The following is a 17,419-nucleotide window of genomic DNA, read 5'->3' as shown; positions in this document are numbered from 1 at the left end:
TAGGAATCACCATCTTAAGATGGTAGGGAAAACTTGGGTACGCCCTCTGAAAGTATGCAATAAAAGCCACATTCATTGAAAACAAGGGAGGCATTATGCATGACATATATGAATGGCAATTTGCCGGTACAAGAAAGAGTGAAGCTACTACTTGAACAGATGACAGCCGAAGAAAAGGTAGGCCAGCTGCTGCAACCGTTTGGTTGGAAGGTGTACAACAAGACAGAGAACGGAATTGAACTTACGGAAGAGTTTAAAGAGCAGGTGAAGAATGGGGGCATCGGTTCTTTATATGGTGTGCTGCGTGCGGATCCTTGGACAGAGGTAACTCTAGCAAACGGCCTTTCTCCCGAAGAAGGAGCAGAGGCTTTGAACATGATTCAGGAGTATGTCATGAACAATGCAAGATTGGGCATCCCGATGTTGTTTGGTGAAGAATGCTCTCATGGTCACATGGCAATAGGTGCTACCGTATTTCCTGTACCACTGAATGTAGGGAGTACATGGAATGTAGAACTGTTTGAAGAGATGTGCGCGGCCATAGCAGCAGAGACAAGAGCTCAAGGAGGGGCAGCAACCTATTCCCCTGTGCTTGATATCGTGCGTGATCCAAGATGGGGACGAACCGAGGAATGTTTTTCTGAAGACCCTCATCTCGTAAGTGAGCTGGCGGTTGCCGCAGTAAAAGGGTTGCAGGGTGATGGGCTGGACAAGAAAAACACAGTCATTGCGACACTCAAACATTTTGTAGCTTACGGCAGCTCAGAAGGGGGACAAAATGCCGGTCCTGTTCATATGGGGCTGAGGGAACTTACGGAAGTAGATATGATGCCTTTTCGTAAAGCAGTACAAGCTGGAGCTAAGTCGATTATGACCGCCTATAACGAAATAGATGGTGTTCCTTGTACATCGAATTCTTATCTGCTCGAGGATGTGCTACGGAAGGAATGGGGATTTGATGGTTTTGTCATTACCGATTGCGGAGCAATCAATATGCTCGCTTGGGGGCATGACGTGGCAGAAAACGGAGAGCAGGCATCCGTGATGGCCCTTACGGCAGGTATAGATATGGAGATGTCAGGTGAAATGTTTGGTAAGCATCTGCTCTCAGCGCTCACTAAGGGAGATTTAGCTGTAGAAAAGCTGGATTTGGCCGTAAGCCGGGTACTTACCGCTAAATTTGAGCTGGGGCTATTCGATGATCCTTATGTTGATTCAGCACATGCAGGGCAAGTCATTGGATCGGCAGAGCATGTTCAGCTGGCAAGACAGGTAGCAGAGGAGAGCATTGTGCTACTTAAAAATGAACAAAACATGCTTCCTTTACAAAAAGGAACTCAGCGTATTGCTGTCATTGGCCCGAATGCCAACCACAGATACAATCAACTTGGCGACTATACGTCTCCGCAAGAACCTGATCAGATTGTCACATTGCTAGATGGATTAGTGTCTACACTGGGAGAAGCGGCAGAAGAGTCAATCATGTATGCTCCAGGCTGCCGAATTCGTGGAGAAGAAAGGGAAGGTTTCGAGCAGGCGCTAGCATGTGCGGAACAAGCTGATGTTGTCATCATGGCCGTAGGGGGATCTAGTGCTCGTGATTTTGGAGACGGAACGATTGATCTTCGCACCGGAGCTTCCGTCATTACAGACCACTCTTGGAGCGATATGGAATGTGGAGAAGGCATTGACCGAGCAGATCTGACCTTGATGGGCGTTCAGTTGGAGCTTGTTCAGGAGGTCCATAAGCTTGGCAAGCCGCTCGTTATTGTTTATATGAATGGTCGTCCCATCGTAGAGCCATGGATTGAGGAACATGCCGATGCCATTGTAGAGGCTTGGTATCCAGGGCAAGAAGGGGGACATGCACTAGCAAGCATCTTGTTTGGTGAAGTGAATCCGTCTGGCCGACTTCCAATCTCCATTCCAAGACATGTGGGTCAGCTACCTGTTTATTACAACGGAAAACGTACTCGCGGTAGAAGGTACCTAGAGATGGATAAAGAGCCGATGTATCCGTTTGGTTATGGTCTTAGTTATACCGAGTTTTCATATAGCAATCTACGAATCACTCCTCAATTATCTGATGAGAAGAAGCTGGGGTCAGATGAAGAGATGGCGCAGGTTTACATCGATATCATGAATACTGGAAGAATAGCAGGATCTGAGGTAGTGCAGCTCTATATTACAGATAAAATTAGTTCCATCACACGTCCGCGTATAGAGCTAAAAGGATTTCGTAAAGTACACCTGCTTCCAGGTGAAACAAAAACGGTAAGTTTCTCGGTAAAACGAGAACATTTGGAGTTCATCGGTCCATCGATGCAGCCTTTGCTGGAGGATGGAACGTTCATCATCAAGGTAGGCAAAAATGCAAACGAGTGGCTGAGCGCAGAGCTCGAAGTGCAGGAAGAGGTGCTTGTATGCACACGATAAACCGTTTTTTACGTAAGTTGTCCGCTCTTCAATGGAAAGAACAACAGATGCTTGAGGGCTGGGACGTAAGGAAGGCCAATTACATAGGACCCGGAAATTATGAGTGGGAGAATCAACAGGAACCTGAAGCGTTCAAGCTCGATCCTCTACATAGTGTGCAGGGTACGACCTACTTTATGAAAAAGGAGCTGGATATTCCTATTTATTGGGAAGGTCATAGCTATGGGCTCATCGTGGATGCAGGTGGGTGTGGTGAGGGTATGCTGCGAGTGAATGGCACACCGCATCATGGGATCGACAAGAATCACAGCTATGTGCCGCTCCACTTTGCTGAGATTGGTACCCAGCCGCTTATTGAGATTGAACTGTATGATCCTATTCCAGAGCCACATGATCCGCTGAATGGGCAGGCGACAATTGCTCCACCTATTCCATATATCCGTTTGAAACTAGTGCTCGTAGACGAGCCAATTCAGCAGCTGCTATTCAGTGCTAGAGTCGCTTCTCAGTCTGCTTTTCAGCTGCCAGAGGAGGATGCAAGACGAGTTCGCATCGTAGCAGCGCTTCACCAGCTGAAGGATCAGGTGGAATCTTTACTGGAAGAACAGACTTCTAGGGTAGTAACAGAGGATATTCATGCTACTAAGCAGTCCTTTAAAGAACAGATAGAGCGAATGGAACAGGAACTGCTCGAGATAGTAGAGCAGACAGATCTACCAGCAGCTCTCCGTGGCAAGATGCATATGGTAGGCCAATCTCATATTGATATCGCCTGGCTGTGGCCTGTCCGGGAAACGGTACGGAAAGTAAGTCGAACCTTCTCAACAATGAATACTTTGATGAGGGAATATCCCGAGTTCACCTACTCCCAGAGCCAGCCGCTTCTCTATGCTTTCGCCAAAGAGCATTATCCGGAGCTATACGAACAGATCAAGGCGAGGGTAGCAGAAGGACGATGGGAATTAGTTGGGGGAATGTGGGTAGAGCCGGATCTTAATATTCCAAGTGGAGAGTCGCTTGTTAGACAAATTTTGTATGGACAGCAATTTTATCAAGAGGAATTCGGCAAGAAATCGCATATTGAATGGTTGCCTGACACATTTGGTTACTGTGCTTCCTTACCGCAGCTACTGAAGCTTTCGGGTGTAGAATTTTTTATGACGACCAAGCTGAATTGGAATGATACGAATGTATTCCCTTATGATTTGTTCCGGTGGGTAGGTATTGATGGCACCTCTGTTACCTCCTATCTGAACCATGGATTGAATGAGGACACGGTTCCGAAAGATATCAGGGAACACTGGGATTCTTACCGGCAGAAAGATAAGCTGGATGAACAGATGCTGCTGTACGGACACGGTGACGGTGGGGGCGGTGTAACAAGGGATATGGTGGAAAATATCCGCCGTGCTCCTTATATGACCGGACTTCCGGAGAGCAGGTTCAGTACTGCCACCGCCTTCTTTGATCAAGTTCGCGAAGTTGAAGAAGAGCTGCCGGCATGGCACGGCGATCTCTATTTAGAATTACACAGGGGAACGTATACAACCCATGCTCGGAACAAGAGAAGTAACCGGAAAGCAGAGGCACTTTATCGTGAGGCAGAAATTTGGATGACCATCGCTTCTTCCTACCTGGATGTATCCAAGCAACAAGAGCTTAAAGTAAAACTTGCAGACGGCTGGAAGTTGATCATGCTGAACCAGTTCCACGATATTATCCCGGGAACGGCAATCACGGAAAGCTATGTAACTTCTGCAGCGGAATATGAGCATATTTTCCAATATGGATATGAGGTGCTTGAGGAGGCACTTACTGTTCTTACTAAGCATGCAGATGTAGATAAACAACAGATAGGCAAACCTTATCTTGTCTTTAACAGCCTAGGCTGGAGCCGTAGAGAAGTGATTCATTTGGAACTGGATCAGGCAGAGGGAGACGTGACTGCCTATGATAACGAAGGTAATGTTCTGGCGAGTAACTGGACTGTGGACGAGAAGTACACTTCAGGCAAAAGGACTCTTTCTGTTACGACTGGAGAAATACCTGCATTTGGTCACACTACGGTGTGGCTGCGGCCCGCTATGGAACACTCTTCGCAACCTATAGAAGATTCAGTGACTAAGGGAATTACGGCCATTGATTTTTGGGAGACTGCCTATTATCGCCTTGAGTTTAACGAAGCAGGAGAAATTACTAGTTGGTATGACAAAGCGGCAGAGCGGGAGATCGTCAAACCTGGTCATGTTATGAACGAATGGCAGTTATTCGGCGACAAACCTTTACTGTGGGATGCATGGGATATCGATCCTAATTATGAGCAGAAGCGAGCAGATCCTGCGGTGCTGTTGCAATCCGAAGTTGTACTGCAAGGAGCCACATCGGATATCCTGCGGTTTACATGGCAGCTACATGAATCTACCCTCAAACAGGACATCATTTTCTATCATCATGAGAAACGGGTTGATTTTAAAACATGGGTAGACTGGAAAGAAGAACACAAACTGCTCAAGGTTGCGTTCCCGGTCGATCTGGTAGCAGATAAAGCGACTTATGAAATCCCGTTCGGGGCATTAGAACGTGTAACACATGCAAATACAAGCTGGGAACAAGCACAATATGAAGTATGTGGGCATCGTTTTGCCGACTTATCGGAGCATGGCTATGGAGTAAGTTTGTTGAATGACTGTAAATACGGATATGACATCAAGGAAGGGACCCTTCGGTTATCCTTGCTTCGTGCCCCAAGATGGCCAGACAAAACAGCAGATCAAGGAGAGCATGAGTTCACGTATTCCTTATTGCCTCATGAGGGTGATTGGCGGACTGCACATACTGTAAGATCTGCTGCAGAACTGAATCAGCCAGTCCAGGCGATATTAGTAGATGTTGCAGAAAGTCCAATAGATGCAGGAGCTACTACACCAGAACAGTTTATCGAGCTTGATGCTAAGCAAGTTGTGCTTGATACCGTGAAGGTTGCAGAAAATGGGGATGGAATCATACTCAGATTCTATGAATCATCCGGTAGCAGAGAAACGATCCGAGTAGCGATGAAATCAGGAATTAGCCGGGCAGTTGTCGTTAACCTGCTCGAAGAAGAGGTGTATGAACTTGAAGCTCGGGATGGGGTAATTCAGCTTGACTTCAAACCATATCAGATCGTTAGTGTGAAATTGAATCGATAGAAACGATACTCTTCACATGTCCAATTAAATAGCGTTTGACAAAGAATGGAAATAGTGATAATTTTAATGTATTAAATACCCATTGGATTAATAAGAAATAGTTATGCCGACTGTTCACAACAGAGGTATTGCACGTGTATAACGCTGCGATACCTCTTTTTTTTTGAGTGAAATATAGCCTTCAAAAACAAGTCGACCGTACCTGCGGAGACATCCTGTTGCCCATATAGGGAGACAAGATGTTTCCGTTTTTTTAGGTTTGAGGGGGAAATGAGTTGAGTAGCAGCATTACAGCGAACACACTAGATCGGAAGCCTGGAAGATGGGGTCTTCTTGGGATAGGTCTTATTATTCCTTTAGCCGTACTTGGTGTATGGCAGATTCTTGGATTTTATGGTTTGATCTCTGAACTCTTATTTCCTACCCCTTTGACGATTGGTAAGGCACTGATTGAGCTTACAGTCTCTGGAGAACTGTGGGGGAATTTTAGAATCAGTGCCATGCGGGCTTTAGCCGGTTTTCTTCTCGGAGGAAGTTTGGGATTTATTTTTGGGCTCATGGTAGGTCTGTTTAAACCTTCTGAAAGGTTCCTTGACCCATCGATTCAGATGATCCGAATGATTCCAAGTCTCGCTGTCGTTCCCCTCTTTATTCTCTGGTTTGGAATTGGAGAGGAGTCAAAAGTATTACTCATTGCCAAGAGTGCATTCTTCCCACTCTACATCAATACCTTCATGGGGATTCGCGGAGGAGATAACAAATTATTCGAGGTAGCAAAGGTACTCGGTTTCAGCAAATGGAAACAGATCGTAAGACTTGTTATTCCAGGCGCTCTACCGAATATTCTGCTCGGTGTAAGGTTGTCTATCGGTCTTTCCTGGCTGGGACTTGTCGTAGCGGAGCTAATTGCCTCCACTTCAGGGATTGGATATATGATGTCTGACGCTAGACAGTTTGCTGACACACCAGTCGTTTTTGTCGGCATTATTGTTTTTGCTTGTGCTGGGCTGGTTACAGATGGACTCGTCCGATGGGTGGAAGCTCGTATGCTGCGCTGGAAGGATACTTATGAGGGATAGAAAGGAACGATGAAGATGAGCGAGCGAGCAGATCCCATACTGCAGCAAAGAGGTGAGGAACAGAACAAGTTACGGAATACAATCACAGCAAAGCGCCTCAAACAACATCAACCTAGGAATACTCGCAAGAGCAAAAAAGGGACTGATTTGGCCGCGGCAATGCTTATTCCGTTGCTTGTTATTACAATTTGGCAATATGCAGCTGGAAAAGGCTATATTTCTTCCGTGTTTTTGCCCGCACCGATTTCCATTGGGGAGGCATTCATGCGTCTCTTTGCTACAGGAGAACTCTTTCATCATTTAGGTATTAGTATGTATCGTGCATTGATCGGATTTCTTGCAGGGTCTATCCTCGGACTATCGATTGGCACGCTTACAGGTTTCTCGAGGAAAGCAGCTTACCTGCTTGACCCAAGTATTCAAGTCCTGCGGCTGGTCCCGCACCTTGCTATAGCGCCTCTTATTATTCTTTGGTTTGGATTTGGAGAAGTGTCTAAAGTGGTCATCATTGTAAGTGGAGCTTTCTTTCCGCTTTATATCAATACGTTCACGGGAATACGTAATGTGGATAACAAACTCTATGAAGTAGGAAGGGTGCTTGAATTCAGTCTGAAAAACAAACTGACAAGGCTCATTCTCCCTGCAGCTTTACCCAATATTCTGCTTGGTTTCCGTTTATCACTGGCGGTATCGTGGATTGGGCTCGTTGTAGCAGAACTGATTGGTTCGAAATCAGGGGTAGGTTTCCTCATCAATCAAGCGAAGCAGAATTCGGATACAGAGGTCATTTTTGTTGGCATTATCATTTTTGCAGTCGTCGGTAAGCTTATTGATTCCTTGATGCGTCTTGTGGAGAAAAAATATCTACATTATCGGGATAGCTATCAAGGCTGAAATTAAGAATAATCACCAAAGTTTACGTAAAGTTCTTTAGTTCTTATTTGTTTTTTCGCATTTGAGAGGGGGCATGACACATGATAATGAATCAAAGTTTAAATCAGAAAAAGAGAAAGAATTTGTTATCCCGAAAGTTATTTCTGGTAGGATTTCTCTTTAGTTTGTTGCTACTCCAAGCATGCAGTAATGCAGGAGGAGAGGGGACAGGAGCTCAGCCAACCTCAAAAGCAGAGCTTACAGGAGCTGAAGGGAACGTTAAGGCAGTGCTCAACTACGGATATATTGGAACGAATGATCTTAACTTACCAGGAGGTGCCGAGGGCTGGGGACTTCATAAGGGGATTATTCAGGAGGAGCTTAAGAAACATGGCATTACAGAAGTAAAATTAACCGGTTTTCCTAACGGACCTGATTTGACGGAGTCTCTCATCAGCGGTCGACTTGATCTAGGAAGCCTGGGCGATACGCCTGCCATTATTGCTTATGCATCGGGAGCTAAGACCCGGCTTATTACACAGGGCTCCACCAATTCCATTGGGTACCTGATTGGTAAAAAGGGAGGGCCGCAGTCTCTTTCGGAGCTAAAGGGAAAAACAATTGCCATTCAAAAAGGGTCATTCATGCATCGTTATGTGGTGGGATTGCTGAATGAGGCTGGCGTAACTGACGTTAAACTTGTTCATATGTTGATTCCCGATGCCAAGGCAGCACTTGCCCGAGGTGATGTAGATGCAATGACGAACAATGCTAATCAGGGAGCGCTAGAACAGATCGAGGACGGATTCATCCATCTCGATGATGCTTCCAAACATCCGGATTTGAGAGGAAGCAGCGCCACCGTAGCTTCGGAAGAGTATCTTGCTAGTTTCTCTGATTTTCCTAAGGTATGGAATGAGGCCCGTGAAAAAGCACTGGCTGACCTGAAGCAGCATGAAGAGGAATACTACGAGTTCATTGCTAAGCTGCAAGGGCAATCGGTGGATGTAGTGAAAATTACTAACCCGATTAGCGAGATTAAGAAAGAGCCTTTTACAGATGAAGGACTGAAACTGCTCGATGGGACTAAGAACTTTCTAGTAGACGAAAACCTGGCGAAAAAGAACTTTGAAATGAACGATTGGGTACTCAAGTAACAACGAAGACAGGAAGTATTCCATGCTCTGATGAAGGAAGGGACACACATGTCGGAACGGCAAGAAGTGAAATTGACCGCAGATGTACTTGTGCTAGGCGGTGGCCCAGCGGGTGCCTGGGCAGCCTGGAGTGCAGCCGCGAAAGGGGCAAAGGTGGTTCTTGCAGATAAAGGGTACCTCGGTTCCAGTGGAGCTACGGCCCCAGGGGGGACAACACTGCTTGTCATTCCACCTGTTACAGAACTTAGAGAAAAGGCAGTTCAAACTCGGCTAAAGGCAGGGGGATATTTATCTGAAATACACTGGATTTATCGCCTACTGGAACAAGTGGAACATAACCTAAAACTTGTTGAGGAGTGGGGCTACCCTTTTCCAAAGGACTCGGATGGAACGTCGCTCAGAACTCATTTGCACGGACCGGAGTACATGAAATTGATGAGGAAAATTGTCCGTAGAGCAGGCGTTACAATTTTAGATCAGTCCCCCGCACTGGAGCTACTGATTGACGAGCACGGTGTTGGAGGAGCGCGGGGCGTCAATCGGTTAACCGGCTCTAACTATGAAGTTCGGGCTAATGCTGTTGTCATTGCTACAGGAGGATGCACGTTTCTCAGCAAAAGCCTTGGTTGCAATGTACTCACAGGTGAAGGTCTCTTAATGGCAGCCGAGACGGGAGCCGACCTATCGGGGATGGAATTTAGCAGGCAATATGCTCCTAGCTTTGCAGATGGAAGTGTAACGAGAGGACGTATGCTTGCTTGGTCCAGCCTCTATGATAAAAATAGTGTTCGCCTTCAATCAGGTGATCGTACCTTCGGCAGTATGCAAAAGCTGCTCCTTGAAGGTCCGTTATATGCTTCCATCGATCTCGCTGATACAGAGGAGAAGCGTCAGTTTTTACGGAATGCCCACCCTATTTTCTTTATGCCAATGGAACGAGCCGGCATCGACCCTTTTCGCGACAAGTTTCCTTTGACACTGCGGTATGAAGGGACAATGAGAGGTACAGGAGGGATACGTTTAACTGGGGAGGAATGTAGTACGACGGTTGCTGGACTGTATGCTGCAGGAGATGCAGCATCGAGGGAAAAAGTCATGGGTGCTGTTTCTGGAGGAGGTTCTTATAACGCCTCATGGGCCATTTGCAGCGGAACTTGGGCTGGTGAAGGTGCCGCGGCCTATGCCCTTGCGGAGTCTCGGCAAGCAGACACTCGTACACTTCGTTCAGCAGGCAGGTATGGACTAACAAGTACAACAACTGAACAGAGAAGTGAGCTATCCATTCAGCAAACCATATCGTCCGTTCAGCAAGAAATTTTACCCCTTGAAATTAATTTCTTTCGAAGTGAACCGATCATTAAGGCGTCACTTGACCGATTGAATCATCTTTTTCCTTCATTAAATCGATTGAAATCTTCCACTGTCCAAGAGAGGGTTAAATCAAGAGAGGCAGCAGGGATGCTCGCTGTTGCAAGATGGATATATACAGCAGCGCTAGTCCGTAAAGAAACAAGAGGACTTCAAGCGCTGAAAGAATACCCCGAATTGGACCCGCGCCAAACTCACCGCATTATTCTATCCGGCATTGATGACATCCGGCAGGGTGTAGAGCATGTCCCTCATGCTCATGAAATGTTGACAGCAAAGGAGTGGCAAAGCTCTTGATTGAACTCGTAAGTACAGATCGCTGCATAGGCTGCAAAATGTGCGTTAAGGTATGCCCGACAAATGTGTTTGAAATGAACAATTCGCTAGCCTATATTGCAAGGCAGGAAGATTGCCAGACGTGCTTTATATGTGAAGCCTATTGCCCAGTCGATGCGTTGTATGTAGCTCCTCAGGCCGAAGTATCCATTGTCGTCAATGAGGGGGAACTTCGTGAATCGGGACTCCTGGGCAGCTGGAGGTCGGAGATTGGATGGAACAAGGGTGCTCTTTCAACGATGGCCGAACGGGATACCACTCCTTTTTTTGAAGTTTTTACGGAACAATACCGCATCATACCAGGAACAAAAGAATAAGCGTAGCGGCAAGGATCATTAATAAGAATCTAATCTAAGGAGTTGGTTATAGTGAGCACTAAGGAAACCAAATTACAGTCTAATGAAGAAATTCATAGAGAACAAAACACAGAACTTAGCGAGTTAGTTTTGGAAGGCATCTCCTTGTATCGGAATGCAGAATACCCAGTAGATCCACTGTTTATCCATCGCTGGTCATCTCGGTCTTTCGCAGATAAACCGGTGTCAAAGGAGACATTATATACGGTGTTGGAAGCAGCCCGCTGGGCGCCTTCATCAAATAATCTCCAGCCCTGGCGTTTTGTCATAGCACACACAGAGGAAGAGCATGACTTGTTTCGGCAGTTTATTTTGCCGGGAAATCGCCTATGGACGGACAAAGCTCCGGTTCTTATTTTGATTGCATCAGACAAACGCCGAGATGAAAGTGGAGATATCAACGGGGCCCATAAATTTGATGCAGGGACAGCCTGGGGTTTCCTCGCCATACAAGCCAATCTGTTAGGCCTATCTACAAGGGCTGTTGGTGGATTTGATCGAGTAAAGGCAGTGGACATTCTGGGACTGCCTGAATATATTGAGCCGCATGCGGTCGTTGCCCTCGGCTACCGAGCGACTCCTGACGCACTGGATGAGAAATTTCGAGATAAGGAGAAGCCAAATGGTCGCCGAAGCTTAGGGGAAAGCATACTTGAGATTAGAGTCCAGCAAGGAAAAAAGTCAGGGTTAACAGAGGTATAATTATTTAATAAATGAAGGCAGGGCTTCGGTTTATCCCGAGGTGCTGCCTTTGTTTGTGATTTTTATAGCAGAATACATAAGTTGAACCAGGTAGGCTCATTTTAGATAAGTAAGATAGTAGATGATGAAGATAGAAGGGCAAAGGAGTAGTTACCTCATGATTGAACTCGAAAAAAAACTCGGCCGCATCCATTTACAGCTACGTGCTCTAGGTATGGGCGAGGATCTAGTCGTGCTAATTACAGGCGGCGATCGTCCTCATCTTGGAACAATAACAGCGGGAGCGCGTTTGGAACCCCTTCAAACCGTACAACTTCAGACGCACAAGGAGTTTTATATTACGGAGGAGGTTGCTATGCGATTGCGCAAATCATTTCAAGGTAACTTTGCTATTTGTTGTGGAGCCCACCTAGATCAGATTACAAAAGAAGAAATCCCACTTCTCACTGAACTGGCCGTCCAATTAGGCGATGAACTGATAGAACAACTGCGGCTTAACCCAAATCTAATATATTCAAATAAATTATCTTGAATGGATTTCTCTCTTGCATGGACTTGGTATCTTTCGGTATGATACGAATGTATTCGTTTACAATGATTTGCTCGCTCATCCCAAGATGATAAAATCAAACTACATTTTCTTGGGGCTCCTTAGTTACAAAGAGATCATGGCAATCCACACCTATTTGCGCAAACGATTGCACTTATCATATGATGTGAGCGGTCTTATTATTCGTTTTCAAATTTGAAGTTCTTTTTAAGTTGATTTAGGAAATACCTATATGAGGCGTGCACGAGGGCAGATCCAAAAGTCATACAGCGGGGGTTTATACAAATGGCAAAGAAAGATGGTAATTTCATAAATCAGGGTGGAATAAAATCGGCTATAGCGCCTAAGTCAATAGATTGGAAAGCTTTCGATCAGATGTACTCCTATAACGAAGATGATTTGGGAGCTACTTATATTTCAGGCAGTGTTACTTTAAAATTATGGGCACCGCTAGCTGATGCAGTGACTGTTTTCTTTTACGATAAAGACGATGACACCAAGCTCATAGGTCAGTTCCCTCTTGTGAGAGAAGATCGTGGCGTGTGGGTTGCTCGGCTTCAGCCATCTCAGCTAGATACAGATGATCTTTGTGGGTACTTCTATCAGTACGAGGTAACCAATGAAGGGATCGCCCGTAAAGTGCTGGATCCTTATGCCAAATCGATGGCTCCTTCCCGAGTAGATACGAAGGGAGATGTAGGTAGCGATGGGGACAAGATTGGAAAAGCCGCTATAGTGAATCTATCTAATACAGCACCTGACAAGTATGATTTTGCACATATAGAAGGGTATTACAAAAGAGAAGATGCGATCATTTGGGAGATCCATGTGCGTGATTTCACTTCTGATCCATCTATAGAAGGTGAACTTTCTGCGAGGTGGGGTACATATAAGGCTTTTGAAAACAAACTAGATTACATTCGATCTCTTGGTGTAACACATGTACAGCTGCTGCCCGTTATGGCCTGGTATTTTGGTGATGAGACACGAATGGGAGAAAGGGAGCTTCATTACTCTTCCATCGATAACGAGTACAACTGGGGATACGACCCGCATAATTATTTTTCACCAGACGGAGCTTATTCCGAAAATGCAGCGGATCCCCTTCTCCGCATTAAGGAACTGAAATCACTGATACACGCCATCCATCAAGCCGGTATGGGAGTGATTTTAGATGTTGTTTATACGCATATGGCACTCGTCAATTTCCTTAACGATATTGTGCCTGGCTACTATGCTTGGCAAGATGCGGATGGCGAATTCATCGGTGGTTTTGGCAACAACCTCGCTACAGACCGAACTATGGCGGAGAAACTGATGGTAGATTCGGTCAAATATTGGTTCAGCGAATATAAGATTGACGGATTACGCTGGGACATGATGGGCGATGCCACTTATCCTGCTGTACAAAAAGCATTCGATGAAGCTGCCCGCATCCATCCAAAGCCGCTGTTTATTGGAGAAGGATGGCGGACGTTTGCAGGAGACAAACACGATGAGTCTCTAAGAGGACTCGCAGCAGATCAGGACTGGATGGACAAAACCGATAATGTAGGTGTTTTCTCAGATGAGATTCGTAATGAACTTAAGTCAGGTTTTGGATCGGAAGGAGAGCCACGTTTCCTTACAGGTGGGGCGAGAGACGTAAACCTGATCTTTCAAAATATAAAGGCTCAGCCTTCCAATATTCCGGCGGACAGTCCTGGCGATGTGGTGCAGTATATTGAGGCACACGATAATCTTACCCTTTATGACGTTATCGCCATCTCTATTCATAAAGATCCTACAATAGCGGAGAATGATGTTGAAATTCATGAGCGAATCCGGATTGGTAATGTACTACTGTTGACCTCACAGGGAACTGTATTTTTACATGGAGGTCAGGAGTATGGGAGAACGAAGCAATGGGAAGGTGCGAAGCAGCCGGAGCATAAGTTCCACGAGCTTACGAATAGAAAAGGGGAACTTTTGGGTTATTTTATTGATGACTCTTACGATTCCACTGATGCAATTAACCATTTTGACTGGGCAAAAGCGACGGTTAGCACAAGTTTTCCTGTAAACAACATAACTCGTGAGCATATGCAGGGTCTTATCCAATTGCGCAAGTCATCTGATGCATTTCGGTTAGGAAACCAAGCTCTAGTGGATCAAAATGTGACTCTAATTTCTTCTCCTGACATTAAGGAAAAAGATCTAGTGATTGCATATACTTGTGCCTCTAGTGACCTCACACAATATTATCATGTGTTTATAAATGCAGATGAACGGTCCAGAAGTCTGAGGCTAACGCAAGATTACTCTGGTTTTGATGTTATTGTGGATCAGACAAGATCCGGTATACAGACCTTGATTAACCCGAAAGGTATGCATTTAAACGAAAACGAAATTACGCTCGAACCTCTTACTGCCATTGTCCTCAGAGAATGTAAAAAAAATAAGCTGTAAACTTTGTTGCTTCAAGGAGTAACGCAAGAAGCAGGAGAACAAGGTACCCTTCCCGTATTGATTACACAAAGCTATTAATGGAGGGTACCTTTATTATGAAGGAACAGGATGAAGATATCCGGATCAATTTTGGTAAATATGACATTCCGGATGATCTGAGACGTTTTATCGCTCTGGATCGTAAGCACGAAACGAGATTTGATATGATCATAGGATTTATTACGGAAATTGGGGGACTTCGATATTACTGTACTCCCTGTGATGTGATTGTGTTTGGATCAAATGGTTGTGACGGTATACATTATGGTTTTCTAACCGATTTCGGTACAGTGGATACACTGGATGAAGCACCGATAGTTTGTATCAGCCCGATGGATTTTGGACATACAAACAAGCTCATTGCCCGTAATTTCCGTGACTTCCTTAGTATCCTGTTAGAAGACAGTGCATTGTTTTTTAATCATTTCGCGAGTGAAGCTGCCTATTTGGATCAAGTGGCTCAATGGAAGCGGGAAGAAGAAACAAATCCCTATCGGGATACACCTGAAGAAAAACAATACACAGAAGATGTAAAAACAATGATCAGTGCAGTTTTTGAGCTTCAGCATATTGAACACCCTTATGAATATATACGTGCTTTTCAGGAAGAGCGAAAAAATCAGGCTGTTGTTACAACAAGGGACTCCATTCATGTTGTTTTACCAGATTCGTTCGGTAATGCATTAGATGAAGAAAGACGACAATTAGAACAGATTGATTGTGAAGATGAAGCAGCAGTTCAAATTTTTTTAGAAGGAGCAAGCATTCCTGCTACTCTCGCTATGGCCCGTAATATAGGAATGAATGCAGATAATCCATCCTGGTTCATTATGGAACGTTTTCTAGTGCAGCATGGATTCAATGATGAAGCGATAAGAGCGATGAAGCAGCCGAGTTACTGAAGCCAGCTGAGTCTTCTTGGCAATTTAGTCTTATTATTTCTGTGGTTCACACGAGCGAAGAGAAATAAAATGATTATTTTTGGGACGATTACCCGGGTCTAATACATTTGAAGATTCATAGCAAGAAAACTTCTTATACATTCTCTTTACTCAAACTAACGTTTGTTTTTCATTGCTTAACTACAACTAAACCTAATAAAAAACGAGCAGATTAGGAAACTCAATCTGCTCGTTTTTTGTATTGTAGTCTATTTACAATTTTGTAACCGTTGGTTACAATATAACCATCGGTTACTAACCAGTGGTTACAAATAGAGAGGAGTTATCTATTCTATATGGTAAGAAGTCAGGCTAAACGATCAGAGGAAACGAAACAGGCTATTTTAGCGGCAGCAGCCACCCTATTTTCAGAACGGGGTTATGAGACCGTTACGATGCGTGAAATTGCCAAAACGGCAGGTTGTTCTCACACCACAATCTATATCTATTTCAAAGACAAGGAAGCCTTACTTCACGAGTTGTCCATCCCTCCGCTCTCTGAACTACAAGTTACGATGAAAAATGTACTGAACAATCAAGCTATTTTGCCTAAGGAGAAGGTCATCCAGTTGAGCAGTTTGTTCATTACATTTTGCTTGCAGCACCGGAACATGTTTACTCTCTTTTTTGGTGCGAATGCAGAAAGAGTAGATATTGAACAGTCGGCGATTCCACTGACCGAGCTTCGTAATGATCTTTTTCGGATACTGCAAAAGGCAATTCAGCAAAACTTTTCTTTACACGAAGAGGATGAAAGAGTACTCGCATTCACCCGGATATACTATTACATGCTTCATGGGATCATAGGGACTTATGTTCACTCTAAAGAAAGCATGGAAGAGCTACATAGACGTTTGGAAGCTACTTTTAACGTTGCATTTGAGACGCTACTACTTGGGTTTGCCGAGAAATTGAGAGAAGGGACGAATGAATCATGAAAATTGAACAAATTTCAGATCACATTTGGACATTAAAAAGTTGGATGGTGCTTGAGTTTCGGGTATGGGTTGTAGCGAACCAAGATGGTAAGGGGGTTACTTTAGTAGATGCAGGGGTAGGTAGCATGGCTAAAGATATACTCGCTTTTGTAGAGCAACTTGGAAAAGGCCCTATACAGCAAATCCTGCTAACGCATGGGCATTCTGATCATGTTGGGTCAGTACTTAAAATATTGGAGCATACGAAGGTTCCTGTATACGTCCATCCAACAGAGATTCCTTATATGGAAGGAGATTTACCATACCCAAGGAGAAAAAAGGCAGAACAGACCCTACCTAAAAATGTAGTTAGTCCCCTTCATATAGAAGAGGGAGGTCAACTTTCTTCTTTCGGAGCGCTTCAGGCTTATTCAGCACCAGGTCATTCCCCAGGGCATGTTGTGTATTTTCATGAGCAGGATCGTGTATTGCTAGGAGGCGACTTGTTCACATCCAAAAAAGGAAAACTGAAGAGACCTATGCCAATGTTTACAGCCGATATGCAAGAAGCAATCCGTAGCAGCCGTATCGTTGAGAAGCTAAAACCTGAACGGCTAGAAGTGTGTCATAGTGGACCGGTCTATCACCCTGCTATTCAGATCGCTTCTTATATAGAGAAATGGTCTAATGATAATAAATAAATTGATCCGAGGTCTCATCAGGAATGGAGGCTAGCTTATCCCTTGCGAGTAATAGAGTGAGAGATGACTTAATAGAGGTAATAGGATTCTAATAGTTTATTGTTATATAGAAGAATACGTTTAGTGAGGACGAAAGGGGACGTGTATGAGAGACATATCCCTTTATTCTTTTTATGTAGGATATTACTTATCTTATCTAGGCATAATGTGAGTCAATAACTGAAATGGAGTGCTTAATTATTTTTAAAAAAAGTACTTGCATAATTTTTATCGGCATGGTATATTCTAATTCCGGCCAAGAAAGTTAGCCAGTAAGCAACACGCTGAA

The 17,419-nt window shown here is 44.6% G+C and carries 13 protein-coding genes; all 13 read left to right on the top strand.

Annotation, left to right across the window (positions count from 1 at the left end; translation table 11 throughout):
- The first annotated feature begins 99 nt into the window (after positions 1–99).
- Entirely contained in the window at positions 100–2,436 is a 2,337-nt protein-coding gene (locus KFT32_RS22925; protein WP_211749761.1) for a glycoside hydrolase family 3 N-terminal domain-containing protein, read from the top strand.
- Complete coding sequence (locus KFT32_RS22920; RefSeq protein WP_211749760.1) at positions 2,424–5,624, top strand: alpha-mannosidase; 3,201 nt, start codon at positions 2,424–2,426, stop codon at positions 5,622–5,624. Before KFT32_RS22925 ends, KFT32_RS22920 begins: the two co-directional genes overlap by 13 nt.
- 338 nt (positions 5,625–5,962) lie before the next feature.
- The gene (locus tag KFT32_RS22915; protein WP_481856365.1) at positions 5,963–6,703 is read left to right on the top strand and encodes an ABC transporter permease; all 741 of its coding nucleotides are present in this window, start codon (positions 5,963–5,965) and stop codon (positions 6,701–6,703) included.
- Between the two features lie 15 nt (positions 6,704–6,718).
- On the top strand, positions 6,719–7,597 hold the full coding sequence (locus KFT32_RS22910) for an ABC transporter permease (RefSeq protein WP_211749759.1): 879 nt from the start codon (positions 6,719–6,721) through the stop codon (positions 7,595–7,597).
- A gap of 80 nt (positions 7,598–7,677) precedes the next feature.
- Positions 7,678–8,733 carry an ABC transporter substrate-binding protein gene (locus KFT32_RS22905; protein WP_249436081.1) on the top strand — a complete coding sequence of 352 codons (1,056 nt, stop codon included), beginning with the start codon at positions 7,678–7,680 and terminating at the stop codon, positions 8,731–8,733.
- Positions 8,734–8,781: 48 nt separating this feature from the next.
- Positions 8,782–10,398, top strand: coding sequence for an FAD-dependent oxidoreductase (locus KFT32_RS22900; RefSeq protein WP_211749758.1), 1,617 nt, complete (start codon positions 8,782–8,784; stop codon positions 10,396–10,398).
- Positions 10,395–10,754 (top strand): 4Fe-4S dicluster domain-containing protein, encoded by a 360-nt coding sequence (locus KFT32_RS22895; RefSeq protein WP_211749757.1) that lies wholly within the window; start codon positions 10,395–10,397, stop codon positions 10,752–10,754. The genes KFT32_RS22900 and KFT32_RS22895 overlap by 4 nt, the downstream gene beginning before the upstream one ends.
- 51 nt (positions 10,755–10,805) lie before the next feature.
- Positions 10,806–11,495 carry a nitroreductase family protein gene (locus KFT32_RS22890; protein WP_349304941.1) on the top strand — a complete coding sequence of 230 codons (690 nt, stop codon included), beginning with the start codon at positions 10,806–10,808 and terminating at the stop codon, positions 11,493–11,495.
- Positions 11,496–11,652: 157 nt separating this feature from the next.
- Positions 11,653–12,027, top strand: a complete 375-nt coding sequence (lpdD, locus tag KFT32_RS22885; protein ID WP_211749756.1) for a prenylated flavin chaperone LpdD — start codon at positions 11,653–11,655, stop codon at positions 12,025–12,027.
- 303 nt (positions 12,028–12,330) lie between these two features.
- Positions 12,331–14,493: an alpha-amylase family glycosyl hydrolase gene (locus tag KFT32_RS22880; protein WP_211749755.1), complete on the top strand. Its 2,163-nt coding sequence runs from the start codon at positions 12,331–12,333 to the stop codon at positions 14,491–14,493.
- 95 nt (positions 14,494–14,588) lie between these two features.
- Positions 14,589–15,434, top strand: a complete 846-nt coding sequence (locus tag KFT32_RS22875) for a hypothetical protein (protein ID WP_211749754.1) — start codon at positions 14,589–14,591, stop codon at positions 15,432–15,434.
- A gap of 335 nt (positions 15,435–15,769) precedes the next feature.
- On the top strand, positions 15,770–16,411 hold the full coding sequence (locus KFT32_RS22870; protein WP_211749753.1) for a TetR/AcrR family transcriptional regulator: 642 nt from the start codon (positions 15,770–15,772) through the stop codon (positions 16,409–16,411).
- Positions 16,408–17,091, top strand: a complete 684-nt coding sequence (locus KFT32_RS22865; RefSeq protein ID WP_211749752.1) for an MBL fold metallo-hydrolase — start codon at positions 16,408–16,410, stop codon at positions 17,089–17,091. Before KFT32_RS22870 ends, KFT32_RS22865 begins: the two co-directional genes overlap by 4 nt.
- The last annotated feature ends 328 nt before the right edge of the window (positions 17,092–17,419 follow it).

Source organism: Paenibacillus sp. Marseille-Q4541, assembly GCF_018310695.1.
GTDB lineage: Bacteria > Bacillota > Bacilli > Paenibacillales > Paenibacillaceae > Paenibacillus.
This window is presented reverse-complemented; position numbering and strand designations above follow the sequence as displayed.